General features: G+C 32.3%; 18 protein-coding genes. 3 read left to right on the forward strand and 15 right to left on the reverse strand.

What is annotated here, in order from left to right:
* The 4 genes from LN736_RS13270 to LN736_RS13285 all read right to left on the reverse strand — a co-directional run.
* On the reverse strand, positions 1-409 hold a 409-nt coding region (locus tag LN736_RS13270), incomplete at its 3' end, for a Glu/Leu/Phe/Val dehydrogenase dimerization domain-containing protein (RefSeq protein WP_326839088.1).
* Between the two features lie 185 nt (positions 410-594).
* Positions 595-1,470, reverse strand: a complete 876-nt coding sequence (locus tag LN736_RS13275; protein ID WP_150358990.1) for a MurR/RpiR family transcriptional regulator — start codon at positions 1,468-1,470, stop codon at positions 595-597.
* Positions 1,471-1,607: 137 nt separating this feature from the next.
* Positions 1,608-2,321 (reverse strand): pseudouridine synthase, encoded by a 714-nt coding sequence (locus LN736_RS13280; RefSeq protein WP_150358991.1) that lies wholly within the window; start codon positions 2,319-2,321, stop codon positions 1,608-1,610.
* Positions 2,322-2,424: 103 nt separating this feature from the next.
* Complete coding sequence (locus LN736_RS13285) at positions 2,425-3,822, reverse strand: glycosyltransferase family 2 protein (protein WP_179977351.1); 1,398 nt, start codon at positions 3,820-3,822, stop codon at positions 2,425-2,427.
* 265 nt (positions 3,823-4,087) lie between these two features.
* On the opposite strand from LN736_RS13285, the gene yedF reads away from it, so the two are divergent.
* The gene (gene yedF / locus LN736_RS13290) at positions 4,088-4,669 is read left to right on the forward strand and encodes a sulfurtransferase-like selenium metabolism protein YedF (RefSeq protein WP_150357178.1); all 582 of its coding nucleotides are present in this window, start codon (positions 4,088-4,090) and stop codon (positions 4,667-4,669) included.
* A gap of 108 nt (positions 4,670-4,777) precedes the next feature.
* On the opposite strand, the gene LN736_RS13295 is transcribed toward yedF, so the two are convergent.
* On the reverse strand, positions 4,778-5,605 hold the full coding sequence (locus LN736_RS13295) for a carbon-nitrogen hydrolase family protein (RefSeq protein WP_229981701.1): 828 nt from the start codon (positions 5,603-5,605) through the stop codon (positions 4,778-4,780).
* Positions 5,606-5,828: 223 nt separating this feature from the next.
* Between LN736_RS13295 and LN736_RS13300 the strand changes: the two genes are divergently transcribed.
* Complete coding sequence (locus LN736_RS13300; RefSeq protein WP_150357180.1) at positions 5,829-6,599, forward strand: tRNA threonylcarbamoyladenosine dehydratase; 771 nt, start codon at positions 5,829-5,831, stop codon at positions 6,597-6,599.
* Between the two features lie 15 nt (positions 6,600-6,614).
* On the opposite strand, the gene LN736_RS13305 is transcribed toward LN736_RS13300, so the two are convergent.
* The 7 genes from LN736_RS13305 to LN736_RS13335 all read right to left on the reverse strand — a co-directional run bounded on the left by LN736_RS13305 (position 6,615) and on the right by LN736_RS13335 (position 15,576).
* A complete protein-coding gene (locus tag LN736_RS13305; protein WP_229981702.1) occupies positions 6,615-7,136 on the reverse strand; it encodes a hypothetical protein in 522 nt (173 codons plus the stop codon).
* Positions 7,137-7,164: 28 nt separating this feature from the next.
* Entirely contained in the window at positions 7,165-8,343 is a 1,179-nt protein-coding gene (locus tag LN736_RS13310) for an alanyl-tRNA editing protein (protein WP_229981703.1), read from the reverse strand.
* Between the two features lie 237 nt (positions 8,344-8,580).
* Positions 8,581-9,981 (reverse strand): APC family permease, encoded by a 1,401-nt coding sequence (locus tag LN736_RS13315; protein WP_150357183.1) that lies wholly within the window; start codon positions 9,979-9,981, stop codon positions 8,581-8,583.
* A 25-nt stretch (positions 9,982-10,006) separates the two neighbouring features.
* Complete coding sequence (hutH, locus tag LN736_RS13320; RefSeq protein ID WP_229981704.1) at positions 10,007-11,530, reverse strand: histidine ammonia-lyase; 1,524 nt, start codon at positions 11,528-11,530, stop codon at positions 10,007-10,009.
* Between the two features lie 45 nt (positions 11,531-11,575).
* Positions 11,576-12,214 carry a cyclodeaminase/cyclohydrolase family protein gene (locus LN736_RS13325; RefSeq protein WP_229981705.1) on the reverse strand — a complete coding sequence of 213 codons (639 nt, stop codon included), beginning with the start codon at positions 12,212-12,214 and terminating at the stop codon, positions 11,576-11,578.
* Between the two features lie 30 nt (positions 12,215-12,244).
* Complete coding sequence (gene hutI / locus LN736_RS13330; protein WP_229981706.1) at positions 12,245-13,510, reverse strand: imidazolonepropionase; 1,266 nt, start codon at positions 13,508-13,510, stop codon at positions 12,245-12,247.
* A gap of 41 nt (positions 13,511-13,551) precedes the next feature.
* A complete protein-coding gene (locus LN736_RS13335) occupies positions 13,552-15,576 on the reverse strand; it encodes a urocanate hydratase (RefSeq protein WP_229981707.1) in 2,025 nt (674 codons plus the stop codon).
* Positions 15,577-15,887: 311 nt separating this feature from the next.
* Between LN736_RS13335 and LN736_RS13340 the strand changes: the two genes are divergently transcribed.
* A complete protein-coding gene (locus LN736_RS13340) occupies positions 15,888-18,941 on the forward strand; it encodes an AAA family ATPase (protein ID WP_229981708.1) in 3,054 nt (1,017 codons plus the stop codon).
* A gap of 101 nt (positions 18,942-19,042) precedes the next feature.
* Here the strand turns inward: LN736_RS13340 and ftcD are convergent, their stop codons facing one another.
* The 3 genes from ftcD to cysS form a co-directional block, all read right to left on the reverse strand.
* Complete coding sequence (gene ftcD / locus LN736_RS13345) at positions 19,043-19,939, reverse strand: glutamate formimidoyltransferase (RefSeq protein WP_229981709.1); 897 nt, start codon at positions 19,937-19,939, stop codon at positions 19,043-19,045.
* Positions 19,940-20,058: 119 nt separating this feature from the next.
* Positions 20,059-20,943, reverse strand: coding sequence for a potassium channel family protein (locus tag LN736_RS13350; protein WP_150357190.1), 885 nt, complete (start codon positions 20,941-20,943; stop codon positions 20,059-20,061).
* A 206-nt stretch (positions 20,944-21,149) separates the two neighbouring features.
* Positions 21,150-22,562, reverse strand: a complete 1,413-nt coding sequence (cysS, locus tag LN736_RS13355; protein ID WP_229981710.1) for a cysteine--tRNA ligase — start codon at positions 22,560-22,562, stop codon at positions 21,150-21,152.
* Between the last annotated feature and the right edge of the window lie 88 nt (positions 22,563-22,650).

The raw sequence follows: 22,650 nt of genomic DNA on the forward strand, positions 1-22,650 counted from the left end.
CAAAGTCAGAACCACCCTTAGCTCCACCTATTGGAAGGCCTGTAAGTGAATTTTTGAGTATTTGTTCGAATCCTAAAAATTTAATAATGCCTATATAAACAGATGAGTGAAATCTAAGTCCTCCTTTATATGGTCCTATGCAGCCATTAAATTGGACTCTAAATCCCCTGTTGACCTGTACCTTGCCATCGTCATCTACCCAGGGAACTCTAAAAACTATCTGTCTTTCAGGTTCACAGAATCTTTCCAAAAGATTTTGTTCCATATATTCAGGATGCTTCTCAAATACTGGTCCTATAGATCCTAAAACTTCTTCTACTGTTTGTAGGAATTCAGGCTCGTTTGAATTTCTTGCCTTTACTTTTTCAATTACTCCATTGACATAATTTTGTACTTTCTCATCAGTCATAAGTGGTAACACCCTCCTTGTGTGATTATTAATCACTTATTTATTAAATTACAGAATTAAGACATTTTTAATTTATCTTATATAAAAGTATTCTATATAAAATTCAAAATTCCTTCTTAAAATTACATAAAATCTTTTAATAATTTAATAAATTATTGCATATTATTCAATTTTCCTAATTTTAGCTAATTTTGATCTTTAAATGAGTAAACCTGGTATTCTTTCCAGATATCTTCCAAATCTGAAAATGTAGAGGATATTTTTTCTTTTTCTCGTAATCCTACAGCAATAATCAATGCGTTGATTACGCTTAAAGGTGCTACCAATGAATCTACAAACGAAGCCATATTGCTTTGAGCAATTAATGTATAATCAGATCTAGCTGCAAGAGGTGACAATAAGCTGTCAGTAATAGCTATTATTTTAGCATTTCTACTCTTAGCAAAGGCCAGTGCTTCAATAGTTCTCACCGCATATCTAGGAAATCCTATTCCTATGACTAAATCTCCTTCCTTTAAATTTATCATCTGCTCAAAGATATCACTTATTCCATATCCAACCACCTTCACATTATCTAATATTAAATTCAAATAAAAGCCTAAAAAATCTGCAATTGCAGTAGAACTTCTAAGGCCCAATATATATATTTTTTGAGCTTCAAATATACTGTCCACTACATCATCAAAAGTTTTATGATTTATTTTTTCCAGGGTAGCTCTTATATTTTCCATATCAGATTTTAAAACACTTTTTAAAGGGCTCTCCTGACTTACAAAATCATTTGACAATTCTATTCTCTGTACAGTGGTAAGTTTATTTTTTATAAGCTCCTGAAGGGATTTCTGCAATTTGGGATATCCTGAGAATCCCAGTTCATTTGCAAATCTAACTACCGTTGATTCACTTACACCTACATTTAAACCCAATTTTGCAGCAGTCATAAATGCTGCTTTGTCATAATGCTTTAAGATATACTCGGCTATTAATTTTTGACCTTTACTCAATCTTGGGAATTTAATTTGAATTGTCCTTATTAAATCTTGATTATTAACCTGTTCCATTTTCATTCATTCCTTTCTATCCACACTCAATCTATTTTGCAATATTTGTTTCATTTTACCATCTATTGATTAGATTATCAAGACATCTTTCAATTGTTTATCTATTTTATTTATAAGTATTTGTCATATTTGCATTTTTATTTTTTTATATAATTTATTTCTTCTTTATTCAAATATCTCCAACTTCCTTCTTTTAAATCTCCCAACTGTATATCTCCTATGGCTATTCTAGTTAATTTTAGTACAGGACAACCTATCTTGTCACACATCTTTCTTATCTGTCTGTTTTTACCTTCATGTATCTCTATTTTAACTTTCGACTCGTTTTTATTTTTATTTGCATTAATTACTTTAAAATTTGCGGCAGCAGTTATATATCCACCTATGTCCAATCCATTTTTAAATTTTTCTATGGCATCATTAGATGGTATGCCTCTTAATGTAGCAATGTATACCTTATTTCGTTCTCTCTTAGGGTGAGCTATATTATTATACACTTCTCCGTCATTAGTTAATATTATGAGCCCCGAGGTATTATAATCCAATCTGCCTATTGGATAAATCCTCTCTTTTACCTTTACAATATCCAGCAGCGTATTTCTTCCCCTATCGTCTTTAACTGTAGAAACATATCCTATTGGCTTATTTAACAATATATAAATTTTTTTCTCCCTCTTTTTTATTATCACATTATCTACAGAAATTACATCCATTTTATCATCAATCTTCACACCTAATTTATTTACAGTAATGCCGTTCACTTTTACTCTTCCCTGTAATATTATATTTTCACACTTCCTTCTTGAAGCTACACCACAATAGGACATGTATTTTTGTAATCTTTCTATCATAATTCATCACCCTTATTCTTAATCAATGCACAATTCACAGCTTTTAAATTTTTATTTAAATTAAAAAACAATCCTCAATGATATATCACCGAGGATTTTCTTCCTATTCCATTTCCTGTATGCTTATCTGTCTTATATGTTTAGTATGATCCCATTCCTTATTATTCTTGTCCAATATTCCCTGTATTGTTATCGGTATCCATGTTAAAGTGTATATTCCATAGAGCAAATACCATATAAACATCTTAAGAGGCTCTTTACCCCAGTTAAAAGATATAAAGGATACGAATATCAGCAGGTATACTATATTTCCAAGCAGCATTTCTAAAAAAGTAGGAGAACCAAAGATGTACGAAAGTACTATTATGTTTAGAGAATATAATGCAAATACAGAAAACATTTTCTTAGAAAGTTTACATTCTAAGGTCATTATAAAAGGTGTAATCAAAAATTGAAATATACTGAATATCTTCCATAAAGCCGGCAGAAACAGTGAATTTATGACAAATATATTTAAGCCACGTTCATTATTGTTCTGTAAAATAGTTATTAAAGCTGATAAACCAATCAACAATGTTATAAAAGGTTGTATAGTATATATCGCACAATCAAGAGATGTAAAACTTCTATCTCTTATAGATTTTTTTATAAGCTTAAAGAAAAATCTAGAGGAAACATCAGTGAAACCCTTCATCCATCTTTTTCTTTGATTCCAGGACTGTTTTAATGTCAAAGGCTTTTCATCATATACCACTGCATTATGAGCCCAGCCAACTTTGTGTCCATTTAAAACCAATTTACAGGTAAATTCCAAATCTTCAGTCAGGCAGGTTGCGCCCCATCCCAGTTCCCTGAGAATGTCTGTATCCATACAAAAACCAGTTCCACAAATCTGAGTTGACAATCCAAGATTTGATCTAGACAACTGGAAGAGCCTATTTGTAGTCCAAAATGAAATTGAATAAGAACCTGTTATCCATGAATCGTTTGGATTTTTACTGTCAACATAGCCCTGAACAACCTTGTATCCCTTGTTCAGTTTATAATTCATTTCCATTAGAAAATTTTTTGAAACCAAGTTATCAGCATCAAAAATAGCTATAGAATCATATTTTCTATCCATTTTAAATATCTTATTGAACATCCATTCAAGGGCATATCCCTTCCCCCTTTTATCGGGAACTTTTCTTTCATATACATTTACACCATATTTTCTTGCTATATCAGCAGTACTATCATCGCAATTATCCGCAATTACAAAAATATCATACATATCTTTAGGATAATCTATCTCCTTTAAGCTCTCTATTATCTTTGCAATAACCATCTCTTCATTATGAGCTGCCACTAACAATGCAAAAGTATGATTGGGCGCACAATTTTTGGCACCATCATCTCTTTTTTTATAGAGTCCAAATAAAGAAAGTACTAAATAGTATATTGTGATTGTAAAAACTGATATTTGAAAAATAAATGTAAAATTAAAAATAAACTCTTTCATCACAAAAATCCTTCCTCGATATATTATTCTATTGTCCTCTAACAAATATACATAAATATCGTATATCATGATAACACAAATTTTAAATTGTACTGTATAAGTTGAAATATTCTGAATAGTATGAATTAACATAAATATAATATTTTTTTATAGTTGTACAATTTAATATTGATAAAAAATATAATATATGTATTTACCCTATGCTATAATTTATTTGAGCAAATTTTAATTTCTAATAATATAAATTCTGAAAGGTGGTACGTTAATGGAACATATAATAGACTGCAAGGGTTTACAGTGTCCTCAACCGGTGATAAACACCAAAAAGTATTTTGATTCAATAAAAGAAGGAACTGCTACTGTCATTGTAGACAACGACGTTTCTAAAAGTAATCTGTTAAAATTCGCAAAGAGTAATGGTTTTGTCAGCGAGGCAAAACAAAAAGACAATCTATATTATATAACTATTACAAAGAATGCAGATAGCTGTCAACCAATGAATTTCGATGATAGAAAGCTAACTATAGTCATATCCAATGATAAACTGGGGCTTGGCGATGACAAACTTGGAGCAATTTTAATAAAGAGCTATTTGTATGCATTGACTGAAAGCAACAATTTACCAACTGATTTAATATTTTTAAATGGAGGAGTCAAATTGACCACAGAAGGTTCTGATTCCATAGATAATTTAAAAGTATTAGAAGAAAAAGGAGTACATATTTATAGTTGCGGAACTTGTCTTGACTTCTATGGCTTAAAGGAAAAACTTGTTGTAGGTGAAATAACTAATATGTACAGCATAGTTGAAAAAATGAATTCCTCGGACAACACCATAAAATTGTAATAACGCATCTTTATTTTAATATTTGATTGTAACGTCTTGATAAACTTTTCTGAGGTTCAGATGGATGAAATCATTTTTCATAATCAGACTCCATCTGAACCTAAAAATTTACAACAATACATTTCTGTATATATCTTTCCTTACATTTTTTAAAATAGGCAGAGAACTTCTAACCTTCTCTATATAATCTAAATTCAATTCTGATATTAGTATTCCCTCTTTTTCATCTAATATATTTATTATTTTTCCCCAGGGATCTGCTACAAGAGATTTTCCATAAGCAACATAGGAATAATTCATGTTTCTTGCTGGAGATATACCCACCATATAAAGTTGGTTGTCCATAGCTCTGCTTCTAAATAAAGTCTCCCAGTGATCAGGGCCTGTAGTCATATTAAAAACTGCAGGAACAAATATAATTTTTGCACCCTTAAGTGCCATAATCCTTACAAGTTCTGAAAATCTTATATCAAAGCAAATAATTACACCTATTTTCCCCCACCTTGTATCTATCACCGGCATTCTATTTCCTGGAGTTAAAATATCGGATTCCTTAAAATTTATCTTGCCCTGTATATTCACATCAAACAAGTGTATTTTTCTATACTTTTCAGCTAATTTCCCACTTTCATCGAAAATAAAGGAGGTATTATATAGATTATCTTTTTCATCAATTTCAGGTATAGATCCTCCTATTAAATATATTCCAAGTTCCCTTGCTGTAGAAGATAACATATTTAAAGTCTCACCATAATTACTGGAACTTTCTGCATATTCTCTAAAATATTTGAGATTATAATAGCAGTTAAAAATTTCGGGCAGAGCTACTATCTCAGCCCCTCTGTGCACTGCTTCATGAATCATATATTGAGCTCTTTTTAAATTATCCTTTTTACTTGACTTTGAAACCATCATCTGGCACAAGCCTATTTTCATTATCAAAGCACCTCCAATATTCCTGGGCTGTATTCAATTACATATAATTATAATTTATTGTCCTAAACTATTCAATGTTTGGTAAAAAATTAATAGTTAATACATAATTTTAGATTAAGTTCAATGTATATAATATAAAATCTATTGCTTAAAAGAATTTAAAACTATATAATTTTATATGGTATTAATCATCAACATTTTATAGTTAAGAGGAGATCTTTTAATGAAACAACATGCATTTTCAAGAACTGAACTGTTAATTGGTACAAAGGCTTTGCAAAAATTAAGAGAAAGTACCGTAGTAATATTTGGATTAGGTGGCGTAGGTGGGTTTACTCTTGAATCACTTGCCAGAAGTGGTATAGGTCACCTAGTACTCGTAGACGATGACACTGTCTGCCTAACCAATATAAACAGACAAATACAAGCCAACTTTCATACAATAGGTAAATATAAAGTAGATGTCTTAAAAGACAGAGTTTTAGACATAAATCCAAATTGCAGAGTAGAAACTTATCGTACATTTGTAAAAGATGACAATATAAATGAGATTATACCAGATAATACAGACTATGTAGTGGATACAGTTGATACAGTATCTTCTAAGATATCTTTAGTACTCTGGTGCAAGTCTCACAATATAAATGTAATAAGTTGTATGGGAGCTGGAAATAAAATGGATCCGACTCAATTTAAAATATCAGATATATACGATACAAAAATATGTCCTTTAGCCAAGGTAATGCGGCGTGAATTGAAAAAAAGAGGGGTAAGGGAATTAAAGGTCTTATATTCCGAGGAAGTTCCTCAAAAACCTAAAATTGATGAAGTGGTAACCTGCAAAGAAGGCTGTGTCTGTATAGGGGGCTCTAGAAAATGTCTTGCCAAGCGTCAAATACCTGCAAGCAATTCTTTCGTGCCTCCTGTAGCAGGAATGATAATAGGTGGAGAAGTAATTAAAGATATAATATATGGATACAATAATCATCAGTAAAAATAGAACTATTTATTAAATGTTATCTTGATCCTCTGAAGTAAAAGCATTTGTAGAAAAACATTTTTCTACCTCCTTTATTTCAGAAGGAAGTACCTTCCAATCCTTTGTTTTTATCTTATTTTTTCTTTTTAATTTAAATATCAATATGTTTTTTCTATTCTCCATCCATTTCCATTGAATAATATTTTCCCAGTAAGTAAAATTATAATATGCATTACTATAAAAACTCTTTTCACCTATTCCCTTCGAAGTGATTATTTTTATCTTGCTGAAATCATAAACACTAACCAATATATAGGCAACAATCAATACAGAAAGCATTGAAAAATAACCTGTCACCAATATGTAAATTATATATATCACAAGTCCTATAAAAATCAAAGATAGGGCTTTTCTTTTTTCAGAACTCCATTCCAGTATTACAATATTTTTTCCATAATCTTTTTTAAAGGATCTTCCTTTCACAAAAGATAAAAAAAACTGTGCTATTAAAGCCATAGATAACATTATTTTTAATACATTATCAAAATACAAACATTTCACCTAATTTCTTAAAATTTGATTATACCACTTTAGAATACAGGAAATTTGAAAAGCTTGCAATATCATTATTATTTAAAAATATTCCCTGTGCCTGGTAAGCATTTCCGCCGCCCTTTCCATTAAAACTTTTTATATTATCTTTAAACAGCTTTCCGCAGTTGATTTCATTTTTCAAATTATTTATAAACAATATTCTCTTATCTATATTTGAATACAAAATCAATATATATTTCTCCGACTCCTCATCTAAAATAACAGAAGCTATAAGTTTAATTTCCTCAAATTTCTTATCATCATATCCCTTTAAAATTATATTCGAAGTTTTATCTTTAATAATATTCTTTACCTCATACCTAGCTAGGGTTTTTTTCATATCCTTGTTTTCTGTTAGAAGTTCTTTAATTTCATTTTTTTCAAAATTCACCCTGTCTTCTATGTGAAAAATCTCTGTTGAAAAATCTTTGCTTAAATCCATAATTATTTTATGTTCTTTCTGAAAATCCGCTAATGCTCTATTGCCGCACTTAAAATATATTCTAGTCATCTTTTTATACTTTTCTGCCTTCAGTATTTTGAATATACCTATTTCACCAGTTCTTAATACATGAGTACCACAGCAAGCACAGCAATCCATATTGAGTGCTTGAACTATCCTCACATTTTCTACACCTTCCTTAACTTGCTTTCTTAAAGGAAATTTCAAACTTTCTTTCCTTGAAACCACATAAGTTTTTATAGTTCGATTTTTATAAATACATTCATTTACTAAATTCTCTATTCTGTTTATCATGTTCTCATCCATAGGTTCTATATCAATATCTACCGTTACATGATCTTCCCCCAGATGAAATCCTCTGTTGTTTCCATTGAATAAAGTAAATATAACTCCAGATAATAGGTGTTCTCCAGAATGCTGCTGCATATAATCAAATCTCTTTTTAAAATCAATTTTACAGGTTACACATTTATTTTTGGGTTTACCTTCAATACAGTGATATATAACTCCATTGTCCTCATATACATAATTTACCTTTAAGCCATCAATAGTACCTGTATCAGAAGGCTGTCCCCCACCTTCTGGATAAAATATGGTCTTATCTAAAACCACTTTTATTTTATCATCTTCTTCTAATATCCGTACTATTTTTGATCTACATTCTTTTAAATATGCGTCTTTATAAAATAATTTTTCGGTCAATTTTATCAGCTCCTTTTATGTTCTATTTTTATTATATACTTTATTTGGTTTACATTGTTTTTAATTTACATAATATTTATAATGTGAATTAAGCAGCTGTCATAATATTTTCATTGGTAAATATCTTATGTAAAATAAAAAATTTATCTCTGAACTTTTAAAAAAGCACAGATTTTGACTTGAAATCAAAACCTGTGCTTTTTAGATAATTTTAATTTAGTAAACTTTTATTTTATACTAGCTTTTATTTTTAAGAGTACGTTTTTCATCATTTAATATACTGTGCCTCATACCGTAGATGAAATACACCAATAATCCTGCTCCCGTCCATATTGCAAATCTAACCCAAGTAACACCTGGAAGACTTAGCATGAGATACAGACAAAATATTATTGTCAAAATTGGCGTAAATGGGACTGCTGGACATCTAAACTTTCTTTCCACATCAGGCATGGTTTTTCTCAGTATAATAACTCCTATAGACACAAATAAAAAAGCTGACAGTGTTCCAATATTACATAGGTCTATAATTACAGTTAAAGGGAAAAATCCACATATTATAGCAGTTATTATTCCAGTTATTATAGTACACGTACCCGGAGTCCTGTGTTTGTCATTCACTTTAGAAAATACTTCAGGAAGTAGTCCATCTCTTGCCATAACCATAAATATTCTAATTTGCCCATATAATATTACAAGAATAGTTGAAATCATTCCAACAACAGCTCCAACACCAACTAATGCAGATCCCCAGTTAATGCCCACTCTAGCAAGAGCTCCTGGAAGAGCATTATTTAAGTCAATGGATTTAAAAGGTACCATTCCTGTAAGTATAGTTGAAACAGCTATATACAATACTATGACCAATCCCAGACAAATAGCAAGCCCAATAGGGACATCTCTTTTGGGATTAGCCGTTTCTTCCGCTGCAGTAGATACTGAATCAAAACCTATAAAAGCAAAAAATATAATGGCGGCTCCAGACATTATACCCTTGAATCCATAAGGTGCAAAAGGATGATAATTTGCAGGGTTTATATGTGTTACACCGATAAATATGAATATAAATATCACTAACACTTTTATAACAACTATAATATTATTTACTTTAGAGCTCTGAGTGACTCCAATGTACAATACCCAAGTTATAATTGCCACAATTATAATAGAAGGCAAATCCACTATACCTCCTGCCAACGGAGAATTAGTCAGCTGATAGGGTAAATTAATACCACAGGCTTTCAGTACTCCAACAAAAGTTCCTGACCAACCAGAAGCGACTGCTGCTCCAGAAACAAGATATTCCAGCATTAGATTCCATCCGATAATCCATGCCACAATCTCACCAAAAGCTACATAACAATAAGAATAAGTGCTCCCTGCTACTGGAAACATTGTAGCAAGTTCTGAATAGGTAAGTGCACAAAGTGCACTTGTAATAGCTGCTATGGCAAATGAAATTGTAATAGCAGGACCTGCCAACTGTGCTCCTTGCCCCGTAGATACAAATATACCAGTTCCAACCACAGAACCAATTCCCAAAGCTGCAAGATCAAAATAATTCAATTTTTTTCTGAGCCCGCTTTTTTTCACGGAAACCCTAAAATCCTCCACAGTTTTTTTCCTCAATAGATTCACATACAATCCCCCTTATTTCTTAATATTATATTTCTACTTTTATTTTCTTTTCCACCAATTTTAAAAGCTCTCCACTGGTTATAAGCTCTTCACATTTATCCAGATCCTTATACATGATCTCATCCTTTTCTATGAAATTCACCCTATTTCTAACAGCTTTATATGCTTCTCGAGTACCCTTTCCCAATTTAAGTCCGTCTCTAAAATCTATGGCCTGACATGCAGCCATCAATTCCGTTGCCAATACTCTGGCTGTATTATTTACGATTTCCAGGCTTTTCCTTGCAGCAATAGTACCCATACTCACGTGATCTTCCTGATTTGCAGAAGAAGGTATAGAATCTACTGATGCCGGGTGGGCAAGTATCTTGTTCTCCGATACCAAAGCTGCTGCTGCATATTGCGTAATCATAAATCCAGAATTAAGTCCTCCGTTCTTCGAGAGAAAAGGCGGCAGATCATTAAGCTGATAATTTACCAGTCTCTCCAGCCTTCTTTCAGATATATTAGCTATTTCAGCCACTGCAATTCCAAGAAAATCAAAGCTCAAGGCCATAGGTTCGCCGTGGAAATTTCCTCCAGAAATCACATCTGAATTTTCAAATATAATAGGATTATCCGTAACAGAATTTATTTCTATTTCCACTTTTTCTTTAACATAATTTACAGCATCCTTGCTGGCTCCATGAACCTGTGGTACACATCTTAACGCGTAGGCATCTTGTGTTCTGAGCTCCCCCTGATTAGTTATGAAAGAACTATCCTGTATCAAAGCAAGTATATTTTTAGCCGTCTGTACCTGACCTTTATGAGGCCTCAATTTATGTGTCCTCAAGTCAAACGCATCTCTTATTCCTCTTAAAGCTTCCATGGTAAGAGCTGCTGTAATATCACTTACTTTCAAAAGGTTTATGGCCTTGTATAATGCCAGGGAGCCAACCGCAGTCATCACCTGAGTTCCATTTATAAGGGCCAATCCCTCTTTGGCTACTAATTCAACTATAGGTATGTCTGCTTTTTCCATAGCCTTTTTTCCCGGTAAAATTTCTCCATGAAATTCAGCTTCTCCCTCACCAATCATAGGCAATACCATATGTGCAAGAGGTGCTAAATCACCAGAAGACCCTAAAGAACCCTTCTCAGGAATAGATGGATGTACTCCCCTATTTAGCATATCAAGAAGTGTTTCAAAAACATTTAACCTTATTCCGGAATATCCCTTTGCCAGATTATTCGCCCTCAACAGCATTATCGTCCTTACTATCTCTTTGGGAAATTTTCGACCAAAGCCGCATGAATGGGACATTATTAAGTTCTTCTGAAGTGTTTTGCACTCTTCTCCCGTTATGATCACGTCAGAAAATTTGCCAAATCCCGTAGTAATTCCATATTTTATATCATTTCTGCTGACTATTCCGTCGATTACTCTTCTCGACCTGTTGATTTTTTCTTTAACTTCTTCAGTCACATCAACTTTATAATCATAATATGCAACATTTATAACCTCTTCCAGTGTAAGATTTTCACCCTTCAAAGTAACAATTTTCATATCTTTATTTCCCCCTTATGATCTCTGCCATTTGCCAATTGAGTGTTATTCTAATTTACTCTCTATAATTCTCATTATCTTTTCTTTTTCATCTCTGCTTTTTTTCAGTAAATTATCACACTTGTTTTTCAAATCCACTTTATGATCTTTATCCTCAATATTTTGAATATTTATTTTTATATTAAGAACAGCACCTTCTACTGCAGTTTCTACCAAAGAAGCTGCCACTCCAGCATCTGAAATTGCATTTTTGTTTCCATAATTTACAGCAATAAATATATATGGATACAGCCTATAGGCACTTTCAGCCACCTGAAGAGGAATTTCAAGAGAACTATCATTACCTTTCTTTATAGCATTTTTCCTTAATTCTATCTCCATATCCGTATTTTTTGGCATTTTATAAGCCTTCATCAATGACAGAAAAGCTTCTGTATCTTTCTCCACAAGATTTAAAAATTTTTTACTATATAAATTCACTTGATACAGCGAAGAGTCAATAGCATTCTTTACTGTATCCTCATATTTCAAGTAGTCCTTTTTCCCAATTGTCAAGTTAAATACCATACTAGCTAATGCACTGGCCAGAGAGGCCGAAAGGGCTGCAATACTTCCTCCTCCTGGAGCCGGCGAGCTTGATCCCAATTCCTCTACAAATTCTTTTAATCTAAGATCCTGTAACATCGATTACCTCTCCAATCAAAATCGGTTATATTATACTATATTAGTGTACACTAATTTTCCATTTTTTACTACAATTTCTCCGTTCTTAACTACAGTGTCAACCGCATTTACTCCAAAATGATATATAAGATAGTCTAGACTTTTAGCATTAAATACAGTTATATCCGCTTTTTTCCCAGCTTCAATACTGCCTATTTGACTTTCTCTTGAAATTGCAGCTGCTCCATTTATAGTCATGGCATTTATTATTTCTTCCGGAAGCATTTTAAGTCCAAAGCAGGCAAAAGTCATGGTTGCCTGAAGAGACTCCGTAGGCGAAGTACCTGGATTACAGTCTGTAGCCAGGGCTACTATAACCCCTTCTTCTATCATCTTTTTCGCTGGTGCAAACTTATTTAACATCAGATAAAATGATGTAGTAGGTAAAAGTACTGCAACTACCTTATTATCAGCCAGTGACTTGATACCTTCATCAGAAGCAGATACTAAATGTTCTGCAGATACTGCCCTTATTTCACCTGCTAATTCCGCTGCTGACGCAGATTCAACTTCATCCGCATGAATTTTAGCTTTAAGTCCAGCTTTTTTTCCTGCTTCTAAAATTTTTCTCGCCTCTCTTGCAGTGTATACACCTTTTTCACAAAAACAGTCGATAAATTCTGCCATATTATGTTCCCTTACATATGGTATCACCGAATTTATCATAAAATCTATATAGCCTTCTCTATTATCTTTAAATTCCTCCGGAATAGCATGGGCTCCCAAATAAGTGGAAACTATATCCATAGGGTGCTTTTTATTTAAATTTTTATTTACTTGAAGCATTTTCATTTCATTTTCAAAATCCAGTCCATAACCTGATTTACTTTCCACAGTAGTAGTTCCATGAAGAAGCATCCGATCCAATCTATCCTTTGTCTCATTTTCAATTTTTTCTATAGGGGTCTTTCTCACACTATTTACAGTGCTCAGTATTCCCCCTCCAGCTTTAAGTATATCAATATATTTTACATTTTTGAGCTTCAGGGAAAGCTCCTTTTCTCTTGAACCTACATATACAACATGTGTATGGCTGTCCACCAGACCAGGAGTCACTGTTTTGCCCCTGCCATCTATTACAAGCCTATTGCAATCTAGGTATTTTTTGTATCCATCCCCACTGCCAACTTCAACTATCTTATCCTTGTCTACAATTACATACCCATCATCAACTATACCTGCATCCTTTAAATTTTCTTTTATTTTCGGACAATTTCCTGCGCAAGTGACAAGACAGCTTATATTTTTAATTATCATAATAATTACCTCCATTTTTCAAGCTAATAGCAAGTATATATTTATTTAAAATATTTACCCACTGCTTTTTTTACAGCTTCTTCATCTGCCAGATATGGAAGAGTCACATGATCTGTTCCGACATTGTTTTCGTTAAACTCCATTACAGTTTTAATAGCATGCTCATTTCTGGCCCAGGAACGCCTTGAAACTCCACTCATAACATCCCAGTTCAATGCCGACTTAATAATTCCGTCTACCCTGAAGCTTCCATCAAGCACCAGTCCAAAGCCTCCATTTACAGCTTTTCCTATGCCTACTCCACCTCCATTATGCAGAGCTACAAGGCTCATTCCTCTGGCAGCATTCCCTGCATAACATTGAACTGCCATATCTGCCATCACATTGCTTCCATCTTTGATATTAGAAGTTTCCCTGAAAGGAGAATCCGTACCACTCACGTCATGATGATCCCTGCCCATCATGACAGGTCCTATTTCGCCCTTTCTAACCATCTCGTTAAATCTTAAAGCTATATCTATTCTTCCCTTTGCATCCTGATACAATATTCTGGCCTGAGTGCCAACCACCAGCTTATTTTTTTCAGCATCCCTTATCCAGTTGTAATTATCTCTGTCCTGATATCTTCTATCTGGATCTATACATTCCATAGCAGCTCTATCCGTTTTAACCAAATCTTCTTTCTTCCCACTTAGACAAACCCATCTGAAAGGTCCATAACCATAGTCAAAGAGCTGAGGTCCCATTATATCTTCTACATAGGACGGGAATATAAATCCATCTTTTTCATCTGTTCCATTTTTGGATATTTCTTTAACACCTGCATCGTATACAGCTTTCATAAAGGAATTTCCATAATCAAAGAAATAAGTTCCCCCGTCTACTAGAGATTTTATCAATTCAAAATGACGTCTTAAACTTTTATTTACCAAAGCATGAAATTTTTCTCTATCTTCTGCTAGAAGTCTTGTCCTTTCTTCAAAGCTAATTCCCTGGGGACAGTATCCACCTTCGTAGGCAGCATGGCAAGAAGTTTGATCCGACAGCAGATCAATTTTTATATTGTTTTTAACTGCATACTCCAGTAGATCTACTATATTTCCATAATAGGCAATGGATATGCTTTCTTTTCTCTTCAAGTAATCCTTTACAATTTTAAATATTTCACTTAAATCTGAAGAGCACCTTTTAATCCATCCCTGCTTAATCCTTGTATCTATTCTTGATTTATCCACTTCAGCTATTATTCCAACACCTTTTGCTATTTCTATAGCCTTAGGCTGGGCACCGCTCATCCCTCCAAGTCCAGAGCTCACAAATAAATGACCTCTTAAATCGCCATCATTTGGAATACCAAGTTTAAGTCTTCCCGCATTTAGTAGGGTATTAAAAGTACCATGCACTATTCCCTGAGGTCCTATATACATCCAACCTCCAGCAGTCATCTGTCCATAATTGGCAACTCCCATTTCCTCTGCAACTTCCCAATCCTTTTCATTATCAAACATGCCTACCATAAGTGCATTAGTTATTGTAACCCTAGGTGCCTCCGGCTTTGATTTAAATAGTCCAAGAGGATGACCTGACTCTACTACAAGTGTTTGATCTCGAGTCATAACTTCCAGATATTTTTTTATAAGTCTATACTGCATCCAGTTTTGACATACACTTCCTGTTTCGCCATAGGTAACAAGCTCATAAGGGTACAATCCAACTTCAAAATCCAAATTATTGTCTATCATAACTTGAAAAGCCTTGCCCTCCATGCAATTTCCCTTATACTCTTCAATTGGTTTCCCATAAATTCTTCCTTCAGGTCTAAATCTGTATCCATAAATTCTTCCTCTTGTAGTCAGCTCCTCCAAAAATTCAGGTATCAACTTATCATGATATTCAGGTGGTATATACCTTAAAGCATTTTTCAATGCAATTTCAGTCTGGGATTTTGTCAAATTAAATCCCCTGTCCGGAGCTCTTCTTATCCCCTCTACAAATTTAGGCATTTCAGGCAGTTCATCGTCTAGCTTTATAGTCATGGCCTTACTAACATCAACATTGTCGATCATAATATCTCCTCCCCGTAAGATTAAATTGTTTATATATGAAATTGATATTCAATTATTTAAATATTAGGTTAATTGAGTATCATCAAAAAATAATCTTATCAATTATATATTACATTCCGGACATCTCTAAAAAGTCAATTTTAGTTTAAAATCAATTTTAAAAAATTTTATATTTTTTATATATTGAAGACGCTCTAAAATTAAATTCATTTAAATACTATGTTATAATATATTTAAGATATTTCGGTAGGGTATTTCAGAAAGGATATGTATCTATAAAACGGCCTGTTTAATGAAGGAAGGGATATATAGTGAACTTTATAAATGTAAAAATGTTTGGCAATTTTGAAGTAACTTTGAACCATAAGAAGATCCTATTCCCCTATAATAAAGCACAGGCTCTTTTTTGCTATTTACTTGTAAACAAAGAATGTACACGGGAAAAATTGGCTGGATTATTGTGGCCTGAAGAAGAAGAAAGCATTGCAAAGAAAAATCTGAGAAATGCCTTATACAAAATAAAAAAGACATTTAATTTAGAAGTATTGATATCTCCGAGAAAATCAACAGTTATGGTAAATAACAATATAAATATAAAATCTGATGTAATTGACTTCCTGAAAAATGAAGACGAAATTAAATTGTATAGTGATCCTTTTCTATCTGGATTTTATGTAAAAAATGCAGAAAGTTTTCAAAACTGGCTATTACAATACAGGGATTATCTTCAGCAGATATACATACATAGACTCAAGGCAAAAGTATACCTAGAAAATAAAAACAGGAACTATGACAAGATGGAAGATTATTGTAGGCTGTTGATAAAAACCGATGAATATGATGAAGAATCCTATAGAAAATTAATGTATAGTTTAATGAATAACAACAAGCCAAATAAAGCCATTGAAACATACCATAAACTTTCAGAAATTTTAAATAAGGAGCTAAATGTAGAACCCTCCAAGGAGACAAAAAAATTATTTAATGAAATTTTAAATAAAACGGGACATATAAACAATAACTCAAAAGCCCAAAAATTCTTCTTTGGCAGATACAACGAATTAAAATCCTTAAGAACCAATTATTTTAAATTCGTCAATAATATACAGTCCAAATCCATTTTAATACTAGGAGAAGCTGGTATTGGAAAAACAAAGCTCAAAGAAAAGTTTTTGGAAAATGTATCAGAAAATAACGTATATATTTTCGAAACCTGCTGCTATCAATTTGAAAAAGAATATATACTAAAACCCTGGAATCCAATAATGTCAAATTTGGCTGAAATAATTAAGTTGGATAGGATAAATCTACCACAGGGATGTGAAAACATAATAGGTAGTTTTTTCCCTCAATTTGATAAAAATTATTCCATGGACTTAAAACTTATAGAAAACAATAATAACTTAAAATATGAAGTCATTATAAATGCAATAGAAAATGTCTTTAAGAAACTCGGTGCCATGAAAAAAATTCTACTGGTATTTGAAGATATTCAATGGATTGACTCAATGAGCTTATCCCTATTAGGCAGCATAATCTTAAGTGAAAATAAAAATATAATTTTACTTGCCACCTGCAGGAAAGAAAGAAATGAAGAATTAGATAAATTTGTTACATCCATGAAAATGCACAACAAACTCAATATAATTGAATTGTACAGGCTTGATTACAGGGAAACAGAAGACTTTATAAAACAGGCCCTCCCTAACTACAATTTAAGTAAAAAAATGATAAAGAAAATCTACAGTGAAACAGAGGGCAATTTATTTTTTCTAACTGAATACATGAATATAATAAAATCTAATGGAAATATAAATATAATGTCCTCCAAAATGCAGGATATACTAAAAAGTAGATACCTTGACATATCCGAAAATGGAAGAAAAATTTTAAATATATGCTCTATGTTTTTTGACGAAACACCTCTTTATATATTAGTGAGACTAATGCACAAAGATGAATTAGAAATAATGGACATGCTTGAGGAACTGGAAGCTAAATTCATACTCACAGAAACTTTAAATGAAGATAATATAAATTTAAAATTCACTCACCAAAAGCTGCGGGAATTTATATATTCAAATCAATCTCTTGCTAGAAGAAAAATACTGCACAATAAAATAGGTACTATTTTTGAAGAAAACTTGAGCAGAAATAAAGAGGATTTGAATACCTATTATAAATTAATATATCATTTTTCAAATGCCAGTAATTATATAAAAGAACTTAAATACAGCATGAAAAGTCTGAATGTGTATTTAAGCTTCAGCCATGAACTTTTTCCGGTACTTTATTACAGCAACACCAAATACAGTAATTTATACTTCAGTGATGAAAAAGCCCTAAATAGCCTGAGCAAAATAGAGAAACTTTTGAATAAAATCGAAAATCAAGCTTATTCCAAAGAAATTACCCTTCTGGAAATCACATTTCTTCACATGAAGGGACGATATTTAATTCGAATAGGCAAATACAAAGAAGGTACTTCTATAATAAAAGTTATGATAGATAAGTCAGTTAACATAAAAAATGCCAGCTATGCCCTTGAAGGCTATAAACAAATGATCTATTATTGTATCCAGGCCTATAACGTAAAAGATATGATTACATACGTGAACCTAGCACTTAACATTGCGATATCTGAAGGTCATGAAAATGAAAAAGCCGTACTATTTAGGTTAAAAGCCCTTTACAACAATATGTGCGGAAATTATACAGAAGCGGAAAAACTCTTAAATAAATCCATAAATATACTTGAAAGAAACACTACCATATCAGATAAATATGCACTAAATATAGCAGCTGCTTACAATTATATAGGTGAAATAAGAAGATATTCCATGAAATTCTCCCAGGCCATTGAATACTACAATAAGGCTATTAAAATATGTGAGAGAAAAAAGGTAGTTTCAACCAGTGCAATATTCAATATAAACGCAGGTGAAGCAGCTTTTGACATGGGGGATTACGCTCTTGCAAAAAAGTATTTTAGCAGCTCACTTAAAATATACAACCATTTTGATTTAGTTTGGGGGCGTTCTGTAGCAGAAGCATTTATGTCTCTACTTAAAATAGACGAAAATGAATTCGATACAGCTTTAAGTTATTTAAAAGCTGCTCATACTCATTCAGAAATGCTAAAAAGCCCACATGAAATAGGACTCGTATACAGTATTAAAGCTGCGATACGAGCAAAAATGCTTAAAGATGAAAATTTAAATTGTATTTTTCAAAAATACCTCTGTGAAGATATAAATTACTACTGCGACATTGGAATTAACTATTTAAAAAAATCCCTGGATGATTATGAGATCAATGTACTTTTAAAATTAAAGTACAAAGTTCAAAATAGAGATATCAAATAGGTAGGAAGGATTTTCGGCAGCAGTCGAAAATTTTCCAAAAAAGGTTCAGGTGGAGAAAAACATTCCTTATTAGAAAACTCCATCTGAACCTAAGAATCACTTTATCCGCTTATTCTGGATTCCAACACCTGGCTCATATTAAAATTTTCTATTTGAAGATAATATTCTGCACAATCTATCAGAGCTTTCATTGGAACTAGACCTATAACTTCACTTCCTACTACAGGTACGCCGTATCTTTTTGCCTCCATTTTGACCATTTCCTGGGCAGCATAAATAGGTGTCTTTTCATAATTTACTAGATTCATAGATACCTGTACTATATTTCTCTCCGTTACCTTTACACCTACAGCTTTAACATACCTGAGTCCTCCTCCTATGTATCTTATTTTTCGAGCTATGGCGTTGGCAACTTCCACATCATCAGTACCCAAATTTATATTATATGCTACAAGTGGAAATCTGGCACCTATAACAGTTGCACCGCTCTTCACGTTTATCTCATCCGGTCCAAAATCCGGTTTCCATTCAGGCTGTTTTATTTTTTCAAAAAATCCTTCATACTGGCCTTTTCTTATATTTGCTAAATTTTTCCTTTCTGCACAGCTAGCAGCATCTTCATATAAATAAACAGGTATCCTCAATTCATCCCCCACTTTTTTGCCCAATCTTTGTGAAATTTCTACACATTCTTCTGTTGTGACATCCTTAATCGGTATAAATGGCACTACATCCGTGGCACCCATCCTAGGATGTGCACCTCTATGCTTTCTCATATCTATAAGTTCAGCTGCCCTTCTTATGAGATTAAAAGCAGCTTTTTCCACTTCATCTGGAACCCCTAAAAAAGTCACTACAGATCTATTGTGATCTTTATCTGAAGAATAGTCCAGGAGTTTTACACCTTCAACTTTTCTAACTTCATCTACAATGCTTTCAATTATTTCCACATTCCTGCCTTCGCTAAAATTTGGGACACATTCTACCAATTTTGACATCTTAACTTCCCCCTAAACCCTCGTTTAATGTTAAATCTACGATAATTATAAATTAATTACATCTTTAAAACGTCTAAAAAACTTATAAAAGACATATATGCATATAAAATTTTTAGACGTCACTCCTTGTTCCAAAATAAACATGAAGCAAACATGCCCACGATAGTCACCCCAAATACAGTTTCTAACATAACTAAAATACGTACTATAGTTGAGTTAGGTACAATATCTCCATATCCCAGTGTAGTCATAGTCACTGCACTGAAATACATAAAATTCCACAGTGGGTATTTAAGATTTTCATCTACTATTGATTTAAGTACTAGAGGACTGCCATCTAAAAAAGATATAGAGTTTTTTACAAGCTCTGGAAAATAAAAATTTAACGGATAATAAAAATAACCCTTTCCAGGAAACTCATTGTACAGTAATGGATATTCATTCACCCACATATACTTGGTAAATATTTTTTTAAAATCATCATCATAGCTTTCCGGATAACCCTTAAAATCTTTTAAATCTTCAGTCATCTTATAAAAATCCACCTTTATTTTATAGCTGTCAAATCCCCCACTTATTTTATCTTGGCCTAAATTTTTTACGGCAATATGGGTGATCCCTGCATTTTTAAACAGCAAGTAATAATAATCAGCCCACTCCCAACCTAAAACTTTTTCAAAAGAAAACACGTTGACAGAGATGACCGAATCATCTACTGTTTCCACTTTTGCAACAGGCCTTTTATATTCACTGGACAATAATAAGCTTTTTATGCTGTTTTTTAATTCATTACTACATACTTCAATATTCAAATTCCTTTTAAAAATCTCTATTTTTCTATCTATATTTATATCATTCTGAAATATAAAAAATTCTCCATTGGAGTCATTTGCAATATCCCAATAGATAATTCCAAAGCAAATTAATACAGTTATATAAAGTAAAGCCAGAAGTAGTAAAATAGTCCTTTTTTTAATTTTATGTATATTAATAAACCATTTCATATTATAACCTCTGTATTAGTATACTTATTTATACTTATATGAAAAGTTCATTATCACATTTTATTATTAATTTTTTATAAATATATTTTAGACTAGAAATTGACACTTAAAAACACTGCTGCAGTATAATACAAATTATCTGAACAGTGTTTTTACTATGTTTAAAATTATCTATTGTAAAATGTAATTTTATATAAAATTAATATTTATCTTCTTACTTTCCACGTGGTTCCATTTTTTGAATCCAGTATCTCTATGCCCAAATCCTTAAGTTTATTTCTAATTTCATCAGCTTTAGACCAATTTTTGTTATTTCTCGCTTCTTCTCTCTCAGCTATTAATTTGTTTACTAAATTTTCATCTATATTCTCTAATTTGCTATTATCGGTCTTTAACAAATCCAGCGAAAGGACAGTGTCAAAACTTTTTATCAATATCTCTTTCTCTCTATTTGTAAGTCCATCGTCCTTTATAACTTCAAACAGCACTGTAAATGCATTTGGCATATTTAAATCGTCAAATATCTGTTCTTTGAATTTTAATTTATAGCTGTCTATTAATTTTTCATCAGCTCTTTCATTTTCTTTTACGCATGAAATTATGGAAGCTATTCTTTCTCTCAATTTATTATAAGAAGATCGTGCCTGCTTAAGAGCACTGTAACTAAATATCAACTGCTTTCTATATCTTGATTGAAGGCAAAAATATCTGTAGTCCAGTGGAGAAAATCCATGTTCTTCAATTTTTGATAATGTTAGAAATTCTCCACTCGATTTAGACATCTTTCCCCCACTTGTAACCAAAAATTCTCCGTGCATCCAATAATTTACACATGTATGGCCTACTGCTGCATCTGATTGAGCTATTTCATTAGTATGATGTACCGGAATATGATCCACTCCTCCGCAGTGTATATCTATTCTTTCACCAAGATATTTCATTGACATAGCAGAACACTCTATATGCCATCCTGGAAATCCCCTTCCCCATGGCGAATCCCACTGCATTATCTGATTTTTAAATTTAGAATTCGTGAACCACAGTACAAAATCCAATGGATTCTTTTTATTTTCATCCACTTCTACTCTGCTCCCTGCTTCCAACTCTTCCATACTCAGATGCGCAAGCTTATTGTAATCTTTAAACTTGTCAATGGAGTAATAAACATTTCCATTGGATATATAAGTATACCCCCTTTCCTCTAGTCTTTTGATTAAATTTATCATATCCTGGATATGTTCCGTTGCTTTGCAGACCACATCAGGTTTTTTTATATTGAGTTTCCTGCAGTCTTCAAAAAAAGCATCTTCGTAAAATTTTGCAATTTCCCATACGGTTTTATTTTCACGCTCTGCCCCTATCTGCATCTTATCTTCACCTGTATCCGCATCGGATTGTAAATGTCCTACATCTGTTACATTCATAACATGTTTTGCTTTATAGGAATCATATTCAAGAGATTTTTTTAATACATCTTCAAATATATAAGTCCTTAAATTTCCTATATGAGCATAATTATAAACTGTAGGACCACAAGTATAAATTCCAACTTTTCCCTTATGCACAGGAATAAATTTCTCTTTTTTTCTACTCATAGTATTATAAATATAAAAATTCATACTTATCTCCCCTTATTACTGTAACCTTTTAGCATTACATGTATAGATATTACCACATTATATATAAATATTACCACAATGACAATAT

The sequence above is a fragment of the Clostridium aromativorans genome (assembly GCF_020908015.1).
In the GTDB taxonomy this organism is placed as follows: domain Bacteria; phylum Bacillota; class Clostridia; order Clostridiales; family Clostridiaceae; genus Clostridium_B; species Clostridium_B aromativorans.

What these genes read in the sequence shown, in the direction of transcription:
- hutI (WP_229981706.1), bottom strand. Translation starts at nt 13,510, where the DNA reads ATGATAATTAAAAATATAAGCTGTCTTGTCACTTGCGCAGGAAATTGT.
- LN736_RS13325 (WP_229981705.1), bottom strand. Translation starts at nt 12,214, where the DNA reads ATGTTACAGGATCTTAGATTAAAAGAATTTGTAGAGGAATTGGGATCA.
- LN736_RS13335 (WP_229981707.1), bottom strand. Translation starts at nt 15,576, where the DNA reads ATGATCGACAATGTTGATGTTAGTAAGGCCATGACTATAAAGCTAGAC.
- LN736_RS13300 (WP_150357180.1), top strand. Translation starts at nt 5,829, where the DNA reads ATGAAACAACATGCATTTTCAAGAACTGAACTGTTAATTGGTACAAAG.
- LN736_RS13285 (WP_179977351.1), bottom strand. Translation starts at nt 3,822, where the DNA reads ATGAAAGAGTTTATTTTTAATTTTACATTTATTTTTCAAATATCAGTT.
- ftcD (WP_229981709.1), bottom strand. Translation starts at nt 19,939, where the DNA reads ATGTCAAAATTGGTAGAATGTGTCCCAAATTTTAGCGAAGGCAGGAAT.
- LN736_RS13275 (WP_150358990.1), bottom strand. Translation starts at nt 1,470, where the DNA reads ATGGAACAGGTTAATAATCAAGATTTAATAAGGACAATTCAAATTAAA.
- LN736_RS13280 (WP_150358991.1), bottom strand. Translation starts at nt 2,321, where the DNA reads ATGATAGAAAGATTACAAAAATACATGTCCTATTGTGGTGTAGCTTCA.
- LN736_RS13350 (WP_150357190.1), bottom strand. Translation starts at nt 20,943, where the DNA reads ATGAAATGGTTTATTAATATACATAAAATTAAAAAAAGGACTATTTTA.
- cysS (WP_229981710.1), bottom strand. Translation starts at nt 22,562, where the DNA reads ATGAATTTTTATATTTATAATACTATGAGTAGAAAAAAAGAGAAATTT.
- LN736_RS13295 (WP_229981701.1), bottom strand. Translation starts at nt 5,605, where the DNA reads ATGAAAATAGGCTTGTGCCAGATGATGGTTTCAAAGTCAAGTAAAAAG.
- yedF (WP_150357178.1), top strand. Translation starts at nt 4,088, where the DNA reads ATGGAACATATAATAGACTGCAAGGGTTTACAGTGTCCTCAACCGGTG.
- hutH (WP_229981704.1), bottom strand. Translation starts at nt 11,530, where the DNA reads ATGAAAATTGTTACTTTGAAGGGTGAAAATCTTACACTGGAAGAGGTT.